This is a genomic window from Brevibacterium sp. FME17 (genome assembly GCF_014897515.1).
Taxonomy (GTDB): domain Bacteria; phylum Actinomycetota; class Actinomycetes; order Actinomycetales; family Brevibacteriaceae; genus Brevibacterium.
Window position 1 is genome coordinate 149114 of sequence record NZ_JABUYD010000008.1, and the last position, 11966, is coordinate 161079.

Annotated in this window: 12 protein-coding genes and 2 pseudogenes; 11 read left to right on the forward strand and 3 right to left on the reverse strand. The window is 62.1% G+C overall.

Going from position 1 to position 11966, the window contains the following annotated elements:
* The first annotated feature begins 43 nt into the window (after positions 1-43).
* The 4 genes from INT40_RS09690 to INT40_RS09705 all read left to right on the forward strand — a co-directional run bounded on the left by INT40_RS09690 (position 44) and on the right by INT40_RS09705 (position 4878).
* Complete coding sequence (locus INT40_RS09690) at positions 44-1549, forward strand: sodium:solute symporter (RefSeq protein WP_193071189.1); 1506 nt, start codon at positions 44-46, stop codon at positions 1547-1549.
* Positions 1549-2535: an N-acetylmuramic acid 6-phosphate etherase gene (murQ, locus tag INT40_RS09695; protein ID WP_135448077.1), complete on the forward strand. Its 987-nt coding sequence runs from the start codon at positions 1549-1551 to the stop codon at positions 2533-2535. Before INT40_RS09690 ends, murQ begins: the two co-directional genes overlap by 1 nt.
* On the forward strand, positions 2532-3512 hold the full coding sequence (locus INT40_RS09700) for an N-acetylglucosamine kinase (RefSeq protein WP_135448079.1): 981 nt from the start codon (positions 2532-2534) through the stop codon (positions 3510-3512). The genes murQ and INT40_RS09700 overlap by 4 nt, the downstream gene beginning before the upstream one ends.
* 97 nt (positions 3513-3609) lie before the next feature.
* Positions 3610-4878, forward strand: a complete 1269-nt coding sequence (locus INT40_RS09705) for an FAD-dependent oxidoreductase (RefSeq protein ID WP_135448081.1) — start codon at positions 3610-3612, stop codon at positions 4876-4878.
* Positions 4879-4930: 52 nt separating this feature from the next.
* On the opposite strand, the gene INT40_RS09710 is transcribed toward INT40_RS09705, so the two are convergent.
* A complete protein-coding gene (locus INT40_RS09710) occupies positions 4931-6217 on the reverse strand; it encodes a PH domain-containing protein (protein ID WP_135448083.1) in 1287 nt (428 codons plus the stop codon).
* A 21-nt stretch (positions 6218-6238) separates the two neighbouring features.
* Positions 6239-6403: a hypothetical protein gene (locus INT40_RS09715; RefSeq protein WP_167854128.1), complete on the reverse strand. Its 165-nt coding sequence runs from the start codon at positions 6401-6403 to the stop codon at positions 6239-6241.
* A 272-nt stretch (positions 6404-6675) separates the two neighbouring features.
* On the opposite strand from INT40_RS09715, the gene INT40_RS09720 reads away from it, so the two are divergent.
* Both INT40_RS09720 and INT40_RS21340 read left to right on the forward strand, forming a co-directional pair.
* Positions 6676-6927 carry a PspC domain-containing protein gene (locus tag INT40_RS09720; protein ID WP_101573868.1) on the forward strand — a complete coding sequence of 84 codons (252 nt, stop codon included), beginning with the start codon at positions 6676-6678 and terminating at the stop codon, positions 6925-6927.
* Positions 6928-7223: 296 nt separating this feature from the next.
* On the forward strand, positions 7224-7367 hold the full coding sequence (locus INT40_RS21340; protein WP_226831067.1) for a transposase: 144 nt from the start codon (positions 7224-7226) through the stop codon (positions 7365-7367).
* A 173-nt stretch (positions 7368-7540) separates the two neighbouring features.
* Here INT40_RS21340 and INT40_RS09730 read toward each other — a convergent pair whose 3' ends face one another.
* On the reverse strand, positions 7541-8743 hold the full coding sequence (locus tag INT40_RS09730; protein WP_135448087.1) for an IS4 family transposase: 1203 nt from the start codon (positions 8741-8743) through the stop codon (positions 7541-7543).
* Between the two features lie 63 nt (positions 8744-8806).
* On the opposite strand from INT40_RS09730, the pseudogene INT40_RS09735 reads away from it, so the two are divergent.
* From INT40_RS09735 to INT40_RS09755, 5 genes and pseudogenes are all read left to right on the forward strand, one after another.
* Positions 8807-9445 (forward strand): annotated as a pseudogene (locus INT40_RS09735) (transposase); the annotation flags it as partial.
* A gap of 279 nt (positions 9446-9724) precedes the next feature.
* Positions 9725-10693: an iron-siderophore ABC transporter substrate-binding protein gene (locus INT40_RS09740; RefSeq protein WP_193096010.1), complete on the forward strand. Its 969-nt coding sequence runs from the start codon at positions 9725-9727 to the stop codon at positions 10691-10693.
* A 149-nt stretch (positions 10694-10842) separates the two neighbouring features.
* Positions 10843-10995: an isocitrate lyase/phosphoenolpyruvate mutase family protein gene (locus INT40_RS21345; protein WP_226831069.1), complete on the forward strand. Its 153-nt coding sequence runs from the start codon at positions 10843-10845 to the stop codon at positions 10993-10995.
* 160 nt (positions 10996-11155) lie between these two features.
* Positions 11156-11467, forward strand: a complete 312-nt coding sequence (locus INT40_RS20605) for a transposase (RefSeq protein ID WP_205683631.1) — start codon at positions 11156-11158, stop codon at positions 11465-11467.
* A gap of 84 nt (positions 11468-11551) precedes the next feature.
* A pseudogene (locus INT40_RS09755) lies at positions 11552-11966 on the forward strand (hypothetical protein); the annotation flags it as partial.

The following is an 11966-nucleotide window of genomic DNA, read 5'->3' on the forward strand; positions in this document are numbered from 1 at the left end:
CTTCTCGACGCAACGCACACCCCTCGTTTGAAGGAGAAGCACCATGCAGATCATCGACCTTTTGGTGATCATCGTCTACCTCGTCGCCACGGCCTGGTTGGGACTGAAGCTCAGCGGAAAGCAGAAGGACCTCAAGGACTATTTCCTGGGCAGTCGAAACCTGCCGTGGTGGGCGGTGTGCCTGTCCGTGGTTGCCACCGAGACCAGCGCGCTGACGGTGATCGGAATCCCGGTCATGAGCTACCTCGGTGACATCAGCTACCTGCAGCTGGGGCTGGGCTACATCCTCGGCCGAGTCGTCGTCGCCTTCTTCATGCTCCCCAGATACTACGACGGTGAGATGCTCACCGCGTACGCCTACCTGGGCAAACGCTTCGGCACCTCGACTCAGACGACCGCGGGCGTGACCTTCTTGTTCACTCGCCTGCTGGCCGACGGAATCCGGGTCCTCGCCGCTGCCATTCCCGTCAAAGTCATCCTCGACGGGCTGGGCATCCACACGAACTACTTCGTCATCATCGTCGTGCTCTCCTTGGTGACGATCGCCTACACCTTCATCGGCGGCATCAAGGCTGTGGTCTGGGTCGATGTGGCGCAGATGTGCCTCTACGTCGTCGGCGGCGTACTGACGATCATCGTCATCAGCGCGGCCTTGGGCGGTGGCTGGTTGGGCGAGGCCGCAGCGGCCGGCAAGCTCAATATGTTCATCTTCGAGGGCAACCCGATCTCAGCAGACGCCTCGTTCATTCCCTCGCTGCTCGGCGGCGCGGTCTTCGCCATGGCCTCTCACGGCTCGGACCAGCTCATCGTTCAGCGCCTCCTGTCTTGCCGGTCCAAGGTCGAGGCGCAGAAGGCGCTCATCGTCTCCGGCGTCGTCGTATTCGTCCAGTTCGCGATCTTCCTTGCGGTCGGACTGGCACTGTGGGCCTACTACGACCACGCCCTGCCTGCCGATCTCGGTCTGACTCGTGATGACGAGATCTTCCCGCTCTTCATCATCGAAGGTCTGCCACCGGGCGTCTCCGGACTGTTGCTGGCCGGCATCCTCGCCGCGGCCATGTCCACCCTGTCCTCGTCGCTGTCCGCGCTGTCCTCCTCGACGGTCAACGACGTCTACGCCCGGTTGAAGAAGACGCCCATGACCGACGCCGAGGGCTTCAAGGTCGGACGCTGGGCGACCATCGGCTGGGGCATCGCCTTCATCCTCCCGGCCACGATCTTCCAATCCGATGAGGGCAACATCGTCATCCTCGCCTTGGGCGTCGCGGGCATCACCTACGGCGGTCTGCTCGGCGCGTTCGTCTTCGGCATCGTCAACAAACGTGCGACCGCGGTGGATGCGAACATCACCTTCGCCCTGGCAGTGGCCGTCAACGCCTTCTTCTTCATCATGGAGAAGTACGTCACCGGCGAGGTCTGGGTCGCCTGGCAGTGGTACCCGGCACTCGGCATCATCGTCATGGTCGGCATCGGCGGGCTCCTGTCCCTGCGCCATCCGAAGGCCGCGAACCGGTCCACCGTCGCCGAGGCGGAAGGCAGCAACCGTTGATGACTCCGTCCCAGCAGCCCTCGCCCCACCCGTCGTCTCCGCGACCGCTGCCTCCGACCGAGCAGCGCAACCCCCTCAGTGAGGGACTCGACGAGCTCGACACCCTCGGGGTTCTCAAGGTGATGAACAGTGAAGACCATGCCGTTCTCGGCGCGGTCGCAAACGCCCTGCCTCAGCTGGCCGAACTCGTCGACATCGCGGCCGAGCGGATGCGCCGAGGTGGGACCGTCCACTACTTCGGAGCCGGCACTTCCGGTCGTTTGGGGGTCCTCGATGCCAGCGAACTGTTGCCGACCTTCAACCTGGAACCAGGGCGCGTGGTCGGGCACATCGCCGGCGGCCAGGCGGCACTGGTCAACGCGGTGGAGAACGCCGAGGACTCCGTCGCTGAAGGTTCCAAGGTCGGGGCAACTCTCGGCTCCGATGACGTGGCGATCGGAATCGCTGCGAGCGGTTCGACGCCCTACGTCCGCGGCGCGCTGGAGGCCGCCGGTCACGCGGGTGCGCACACCGTGCTCATTTCGAACAACCCGCAGGCCCCTGTCGCCGAGGCGGCGGCCGCCCATATCGTGCTCGACACCGGGCCCGAGGTCGTGACGGGATCAACCCGCCTCAAGGCCGGCACAGCGCAGAAGATGACCCTCAACGGTTTCTCGACGGCACTGATGATCGCACTGGGCCGCACCTGGCGCAACCTGATGGTCTCCGTCGTCGCAACCAACGACAAACTGCGCGAGAGGACCGTGCGTATCCTCCGCGAGGCAGCAGACCTGCCAGATGCTGATGCGCGTAAGTTGCTAGAGCAATGCAGCGGGGACCTCAAAACGGCTCTGGTGGTCTCCTTCACCTCTGCGCCCCCGAGCGATGCGGCACGGCACTTGGAGGAGACCGACGGATCGGTCAAGGCTGCGATCGCCGCAATCACTACGGCCGGAGCCGAGGCTGAAGCCGAGGCGGGAACTGGGCTAGGGCGCGAGGACCGATGAGCGGATTCATCCTCGGAATCGACATCGGAGGCACGGGCAGCAGGGTCGCGCTCGCCTCGTTCGAGGCAACCGCTGAACCTGCGCCGCCATGCACCCTCACCGGCCCCGGAGTCTCGATCGGTGCGGAGGGAAGCAACGCCCCGCAGCAGATCCGACGCCTCGTGTCGGCTGCGAGGGAAGCGTGGCCAGAGAGCTTCGAATCGATTCGCGGAGTCGGCATCGGCGCCACCGGGATCGCCTCGCTGAGCACGGACGTCGGTGAATTCGCACGGTCTGTGTCGACCGAAACGAAAGCGGAGACGGCGGTGGCGATCGACGCGGTGGCCGCCCATCTCGGCGCCCTATCGGGACGTGGGGGAGCGGTGACAGTCCTGGGGACGGGCGCGATCGCCATCGCCCACCCCGGCCCCGATGCTCACGGGGTTCTGCCGCCGATGTGGACACGGACCGATGGGTGGGGTCACCTGTTCGGTGACCGGGGAGGCGGAGCCTGGATCGGCAGGCACGCACTCGAGGCCGCGCTGAAATGCCACGATGATGTCGATCTTTCCGGTACTGCGCTGCTCGAAGAGGCACGGGAGAGATTCGGTCAGCCAACCACCTGGCCGGCGACGTTCTACACGCGCAGCGACCGTGCCGGGCAGCTTGCCGCGTTCGCCGTCGATGTGGCTGGCCTTGCCCGCGAGGGCGACCCTGTATCGACGGCATTGCTGGCCGAAGCCGGACGAGAGGCAGCACGCAGTGCAATCGCTGCCGGAAGCCAGGGCGCCGACGCTCACCCCCTGATCGCACTCACTGGTAGTCTGCGCCAGGCAGGCGAGACTCTCGTCGAGGCGTTCCGTGCCGAGGTGCTGCGCCTGAATGCGGAGGCCGTTGTCGTCGACCCTGCAGGCGATCCGCTTGACGGGGCGTTGACCTTGGCCAGACTCGTGGCAGAGGAGCGGGTTCGACCGCAGCCCGGAGTTCTGTGGACCTGAGGCAGTTCTGTCTGCCGCCGGGTTCCATCTGTCCATATCATTCGGTTCCCTCGTGGACTAGCATCGATTCTGTGCCATCAACGCTGAGGAGGGTGTCATGACAGACCCCGCGCACAATCAGACTGCCCGCAACCAGACGCCTGTCGAATATGACTGCATCATCTCCGGAGGTGGGCCGGCCGGGATCGTCGCCGGTCTGCTCCTGGCCCGCGGCGGTGTGAAGGTTGTGGTGTTGGAGAAGCACACAGACTTCTTCCGCGACTTCCGCGGTGACACCATCCATCCGTCAACGCTGAGACTGCTCGATGAACTCGGGCTCTACCACGAATTCGCTCGGATCACGCACCGCAAGGTGACCAATATCAGTCTCATCGGCGACGACGGTCAGGACTACATCCTCGGCGACCTGTCCAGGCTGAACACGGCGCATCCGTTCATGACGATCGCACCTCAATGGGACTTCCTCAACCTGCTGGCCAAGGCGGGGGAGCACGAACCCGGATTCGATCTGCGAATGGGGGTCGAGATGACCTCATTGATCTGGGATGGCGACAGGGTCATCGGCGTTCGCGTGCAGACTTCCGACGGCGAGACCGAGCTGCGTGCGCCACTGGTCGTGGCTGCCGACGGGCGCTGGTCGAAGGCTCGGGACGAGGCGCAGCTGTCGATGCGGGAACTGCGGTCGACGATCGACGTCTGGTGGTTTCGGATCGACACCACGGCGCAGCTGGACGACACCATCGCACCCCGAGCCAAGGGCGGCAATGTGTTCGTCGCAATTCCACGTGACGGTCACGTGCAGATGGCCCGACTCATCCCGAAGGGTGAGGACGCTCGATTCCGTGAGCAGGGGATCGGGTCTCTTCGTGCAGCAGTCGCAGAGACATTTCCGGCTTTGGCGGACGACCTCGAAGCACTCGAACTCGATGATGTGAAGCTCCTCGACGTCCGGCGCAACGAAGCCAAACGTTGGTTCGTCGACGGGCTGCTGTGCATCGGTGATTCTGCGCATGCGATGAGTCCGCTGGGCGGAGTCGGCGTCAATCTGGCGGTCCAAGACGGCGTGGCCACAGCCCACCTGCTGGCGAAGTCTCTGCGCTCGGGGTACGTGCCCAGCCGCGAGCTCAGGCGTGTGCAGCGGAGACGGATGCTGACGACGAAAGCCGTTGAACTGCTGCAAGGCGGCATCCACGCGATGATCGAACCTGTCGTCCACAACGGCGGAGCCATTCGTCCGCCGAAACCGGTCGTGTGGCTGTTGACGACATTTCCAGCGCTGACCGTGATTCCGGCGCGCATCCTCGGGATGGGTGTCACTGCCGAGCACGTTCCGGACTTCGCCCGCGGGCAGCCGGAACGGATCTGACCTTCAGCCCAGTCTGACCTTCAGCCCAGTCTGACCCTCAGAACGACTGAGTTCAGCCCCGGATCCGACGCTGCCTGGACAGCAGATTGGCGAGCTGACGGCATTCGGCCTCGGACATCGAACTCAGGCCGAACCCGGCATCCGCGAGGATCTGACTGGCACGATCGGTCATGGCGCGTCCCTTCGCGGTGATCTTTGCCAGCACCTCGCCGTCGTATTCGGGTTCCAGTATTCTCTCGATCAGGTCATTGTCCTCCAGCCACCGCACCGTGGAGAAGGATGAGCTGGCCTCGACCTGCAGGTGATCGGTGAGTTCGACGAGGGGGAGCGCGCCTTGCTGGTCGAAGAACAGGAGGAGCAGCACTTCATAGCGTGCATACGTCAGGCCGAGAGGACGGAGTCTTTCGTCGAGGTTGGTGATGAGCAATCGGTGGGCACGCATCAGCTCGGTGGCGGTCTGCATCCGGTCGCGTTCGGGCCACCGCTGCTCCCAGGAACGTGCCGCCATCGACACAGGATCATTGAGTGCAGGTGACGCGCTGCCGATCCTGATCTCCTCCGAGTCCGTGAAGCCGTGACCGGTGTTGAGCTCCATCGTGGTCCACTCTTCGGTATCCACATCCGGACCCACCCCGGTGCGCACCGCTGGATGCGCGCCAGTTCTCACACCCGCACTGAACCGGCGTTCGCTCTCAACCACAGCCGGCTCCATGCCAGGCTCGATGCCAGACTCCAAGTCGGGTTCGAAATCCGGTTCGAAGTCCGCATCCGTCTCCAGATTCGCCTCCGGCTGGTTGGCGTCATTCTCGGCATTCTTGTCGTTGAACGACTTGATGGCCGAACGCAGTCCGGAGCGCTGAATCACCGTCTGGATGGTGAGGTCTCTTTCATCCGGCCGCCCGACATACCGGATATCGCGCAGGCCTTGGTCCTGTGCCGCAGATTCGAAGACGAAGTGACCGTACCTGAAGATCCGGCCCATCAGTGGCTTGTGCACCGAGATATCGAGGATACGCGCCATCGGCATCGTCGCCTTGTGCTGAGTGAAGATCCCGTGGATCCGAAACACTCGCATGTTCGTGATGACGAACCGGTCCATATGCACGCAGAGCGCACGGTAGACACCGAACAGGGCAATGGCGGCGCCGATGCCCAGTGGAATCGAGGCGTAATCGACAGGCACCGTGAAGCTGAGGGCCGCGACGGCCAAGCCCAGCAGGATGACGAGCGAGGGAGTGACGAAGGCAAGGAAGTGGCGACGAACCTCGTCGACGACTACTTCGCCCTCATCGGAGATGAGATGATTTTCGACCCTCGGATCGGTCAGTGCCCCGAACATGTCCGGCTGCTTCCTGCTCGCTTACGAGGACAGGGACGTGAAGAACGTGACCAGTGAGCCGACACCGCCGCCCACCGCTTCGAAGGCGTTTCGGACTGCATCGGCGGAATCTTCCGGCCGAGTGAACAGATAGAAAGCCACGAATATGACGACGAGCGTGAGGACGGTCTTCTTCAACCACTTCACAAGGGACTCCTCTATGCCGCGTCGCCCAGATGGCAGATGCGGACAATTGGTTGCACAACGACATAATCGTAACCGCCCTTGCCGTCCGTCATTGCATTGACGCGCCCAAAACCCGTGATCGTAATCTCACATAATGAGAATCGGATCTGGATGGCCGCCGAGGTGGCCCTGCCCTTCCAGCTCATCCCGCGGTTGCTGTTCCGGTTTCCCTCAACCCGGTTCAACGGTCAGCACCACTGTGCAGATCACAGGATCTGCGTATTGTTAAGAGCATGAAAAAACTATTTGATGCCATCCGCAACACAGGTTTTCGTCGTGGCCCCGACAGGGTCCTAGGCGGTATAGCGGGAAGTCTGGCCGTGTCGACCGGACTCAACGTGTGGCTGGTTCGACTGCTGGTCCTCGCCTCATTCCTGCTTCCGGTCCTGGGCCTCGGCGCCTATCTCGTCGCCTGGGTGCTCACCCCGTGGCAGGACGGAAGCATTCCCGTCGAACAGGCATTGGGCGGCCGCCTCGAACAGTGACGTCCCGTCTGCCAGGCAGAGATGAACGGCAAAGAACCCCTCCGATCACGGTGCTGACACCGTGATCGGAGGGGTTCTTTGGACTGGGTGGGTAGTTCACGAAACTTGCTGATTAGGTGATATGTAGAGGTGGCGGCGATTTCTTGTACATAGTAGCGGCCGGTTTTGTGCATCGCATTCTCCGGCCCATTATGGGCCAGTATTAGCGTGTCCACCACTCAGGGTTCAGCCCCAGCTTTTACAAGTGGTGTCAGTCCCGGTCGGCACGGGCGGCCAGGCGGGAAGCTGATGATGCTCTGATGGCCCGGATTCGGTACCACTTCGAATTCTGGGACCACACGTACGGGTACCGACGGATCACGGCCGAACTCGCCGATGACCCGCACGTGGACGAACCGGTCAACCGTAAGCCCAATACCATTAAGTTAGTGGAACGATAGTCGGGCGTGCCAGTGGTGGCTCTTTGGGCCGTCGGTGGTGTCGTTTCTTGACTGGCCACTTCGACATTTTGCGTTTGATCACCCTCGGATTCCGGCGCAGTCGGCGGGCCGGATTGAGGTGGCTGGCCAGCCAGCCCAGTCCACGCTGCCAGACCACCGTCGCGCTCTTGTCCTCAGGGGGAAAAACTGCCCTGGGTCAATGACCGACGGCAGAGGCGAAGCGCTTTGACAAACGAGATCCGGCCGGGATCATGCCCGGAGTGCGAGGCGGTATCGGCCATCAGCGCCCTAATCGCGTAGTGGCAACACAGGTGCCCCCAGATTTCCTGTCTGACCAGCTCCGGAGACTTCGACCGCAACACGATGCGCGGACCGCGCTGATGTGTTTTGAGCTCATCGAAGACGGACTCAATCTTCCACCGATGATGATAAGCGGCAGCGAGATCCTCAGCGACAGCTTCATCCGTGTCGGTCAGCGTCGTCAGCAACCGGTATGACTGGCTCGTGTCCCCGCTTGTGGTGATCTCGTAGTCGATGACACGCACCCGCAGTGGAGCGATCTTGCGCCATCCGGGACCCGACGTCGGTGAGACCTCAGCCAGCCAGGTGCCATCGGCCAGAGTCTGAATGTGGCGGGGCTTGACGTTGGACCTCACCCGCCAGAGCAGGTCCGCCCCCGTGTCGGCGGCGCGTTGCCAGAGCCTGAAGCTGTAGAAGCCGCGATCAGCGGTGAGCACGACTCCCGGACGCAACCGGTCGATCAGTTGCCGGGCCAGGGTGGTCTCTCCCGTCCCGGTGTCACCGATGGTCGCGTCAACAACGGCATGCGTGCCCGTCTCGGCCACCGCGACAACCCTGGCCTGGGGGTAGGCTGCTTGTTCACCGCGGCCGACTCCAGGACGACCGAACTCAGCCTCGTTGACCGGCGTGTCGGCGACATCGAGAGTGGTGCCATCGATGGCGAGGAGTCTGCGCCCGGCCAGCCACGAGTCGGCCCATTCCTCACGTGCCAAAGGCCGCGTGACGGTCCGGAATAAAGCTTCGACCGCACCCGCGCCCAGGCGGGCTCGAGCCTGGAAAATCGCGGAGGCCGATGGACACGGATACTCATCTTCCCATCCTGACGCCCAGGAGAGTCCATCAACGAGATCGGCGAAGACGTCTTCATACGAACCATCGGCGTTTAGAGCCATCGCGATCGTGAAGTACGCGACGACCCGGGCGGGCAGCACACGAGACCGTTGCTGCCTGCGGCCGGCATCGGCGATCACCTCATCAACGAGGTCAGGCGGGAATACCCGTGTGAGCAAGCCCACCGACACCAAGTCGGAGAGGCGACGGTCGGTGGTTGGCTTTCTCCATCCGCTGCGAGGCATGCCCCCAGTCTACTCGAAAGAACACTAACTTAACGGTATTGGGGTTAAAGTAGATCACACACACCGACTCCGAAGGCTCTACGTCGGGCCGGTACACGCCGGGTTGAGACATTGCTGGCCAAACACGCACCCAGAGTGTGGAAACGCTGGGCGACAGCGATCTTCACCGCCTTGGACGAACAGACGGTGGTGGTAGCGGGCACCGATGCAGCAGGGATCGTCCTACCGCAACTGGCCACAGCTTTGGCTCAGACGAGGTCGTCGCGGGACGAGGTCTTTGCACGGATCGAGGAGCTGGTGGAATCACATCCTCTTTTCGGGCTCCTGACGTCGATGCCGGCAGTCGGCGTCAGGACCACCGCAAGAATCCTGACCGAGGTCGTGGGCAAGGACTTCGCTACCGCCGGGCACTTGGCCTCTTACGCCGGTTTGGCACCGGTGACGTGGCGATCGGGGACCTCGATTCGTGGCGATCACTCCTCACGCCGCGGCAACAAGGTCCTCAAACGGGCGCTGTTCCTCTCGGCATTCGCAGCGTTGAAGGACCCGTTGTCGAGGACGTATTACGACCGGAAACGCGCCCAGGGCAAGAAGCATAACCAGGCACTGATCGCGTTGGCTCGTCGACGTTGCAACGTGTTGTTCGCGATGCTGCGCGATGGCACGTATTTCCACGTACCGATGGAGGCCACCGCCGCGTAGACAGGTTCACAAGCACCCACGTCCAGTCCGAGACTCCGGTCCCGGACCAATCAGTCCTGCCCAGCATCAGCCGGCAAGACTATTCGAAGAAGTCCCGGTCACCCCTTGACGAAAACCATAGGGGCACCTGGCAGGTGATAATAATGTTAGGCTAAGCTATCTAATTGCAGGCGCCCCCTGCGCGGCCTCGTCTACCTTCAGGAGTCTCTCGTGCAATTGTCGATGCACCAGTCAAAATGCCCTAAGCACCGCGTCCCAGTTCACCAAATATCAAACGATTTGACTCGCCGCAGCCTCATCGCCGCGGGGATCGGCACTCTGGCACTGGGCGCCTCAGCTTGTGCACCAGCCGATGACCGTAACTCCGGTGGTTCGCGGGCTCGGACCATCGAACATGCCTTCGGAACGACAAAGGTCCCCAATGATCCTCAACGGGTGGTGGCGCTCGGATACACCGATGTCGAAGTTCTGCTGTCCATGGGCGTAGTCCCCATCGGCTTCACCGACTTCTTCGGCACAGGTCTGAACGAGTGGGCTCGGCCGCTGGTAGGGGAAAAGTCCCCGGAGAGCTGGGAACTCACTGGTGGGGTGCCACTCGAAAAGATCATCGAATTGGAACCGGACCTCGTCATTGCCAGCGATGCCTTGGATAGGCCCAACTATGACAGGTTGAATGCGGCAGTACCTACGGTGGGACCGTTTAAGAAGAACGCCGCTTTCGGCACCCCCTGGAGAGATCACACTCGCCGCACAGCCAAAGCCGTTGATCGCGTTGCTCGCGGAGAGATAGTCATCACCGACCTCGAGGAACGATACGCGGAGGTCAAAGCGAAGCACTTCGAATTTCTCGACAAGACAGTGACATACTCCTGGCCTATTGAGCCTGACTATTACGTATACGGTGCAAGCGACCCACGGGTGCAAGTGTTCTTAGAACTCGGCTTCGCCTTGACCGAGTCGGTACAGAGACTCGACCGCAAAGAGTCAAAGGCGTCGGAAGCTGGAATCGCGTTGAGTGCGGAACGACTCGATCTCCTCGACGCCGATCTCATCGTGGCGCAGAATTATGGAACAGAACGCCAGAAGGCTGAACGACGTAGCTTGCTCGACACTATCCCCGCGGTTAAGGCGGGCAATCTGCTCTGGTTACCCGAACGAGTGTCGGACGGCTTGGCGTTCGGGACCTCGTTGAGTACCTCAGCAATCCTGGATGACTTGGTCAAGGCGATCAGCAAGACTCTGAAGTAGCGCTCGGCACTGCACTCATCACGCAGCGACTGTCGGGTCCGAAATCCGCTAGACGTGTTCAATCGGCACTGGTTGACTTGAAGCATGAAGAACTTCACTTCAGAGAAGGCAGCCTATTTTCACGCTCTCCACTATCGCGAACTCCCCTTTTGCTCAGCAATGCGTGGGACGCCGCATCAAAGCGAATGATTGAAACAGCCGGTAAACCAGCTATCTCAAGCACCAGCGCTGGCATCTCGGGGGCTGCTGGAATACCCGACGGAGACAACATCGTCTGGTCACGGGCCGTTACGGCCACCTAAACCATTATCGGAGCAAGTGCACTCCCAGTCACCGCAGACCGGAAGTTTTCAAGTCAAGCGGTACCAAGGTGAGTGAAGCGACGGTTAAGCTGGGACTGATGCAGGGTTTGGTGACATCTAATCTGGCTTGTTTGCAGGCAAGTCTGGAAGGATTGACACCATGCCACAGCCCTACCCGAAAGAACTCCGCGACGACGTCATCCGCGTCGTCCAGACCAGGGATTCCAAGACGACGATCGCCCAGATCGCCAAGGACTTCGGCGTCCACGAAGGCACCATCAACAAATGGTTGCGCCAGGCCGATATCGATGCCGGCAACAAACCCGGCAACACCAGCGACGAGTCCGCCGAACTACGAGAGATGCGTCGGCGCAATCGTCTGCTTGAGCAGGAGAACGAGGTCCTGCGCCGTGCTGCCGCGTATTTGTCGCAGGTGAATCCTGCTGATCAATTGTGCTCTACCCGCTCGTGAGAGAGCTCGCCGTCGACGGGATCCCGTCGCGGTGTCAGAGGGGGTACCTCCCGCTTGAGAGCGAAGCGCGCGGGGGAGCGGGTCTTGAAGCTTTCCCGCCAGCCCTACTACCGGTGGCTGGCCGCACCTGTTCCCGAAGCCGACGTCATCGAGGCGTATCGGGCCAACGCCTTGTTCGATGCCCATCGTGATGACCCGGAGTTCGGGTACCGGTACCTCGCGGATGAAGCAGAGGCGAGTGGCCAACCCATGGCGGCACGCACTGCGTGGCGGTTGTGTTCGGCCAATGACTGGTTCTCCGCCTTCGGTAAGGGCCGGGCGAAGAACGGGAAGAAACCCGGCCCACCCGTTCACGACGATCTGTGCGCGGTTGTCGATGCCGGCGGGAAGACCAGGTACGAGTTTCGAGCTGATGGCCCGAATCAGCTGTGGTTGACCGACGTTGTGCGCCACGAGGCGCTGTTGAACCGAGTGGAGGTGAGAGACCACCACCGCCTGG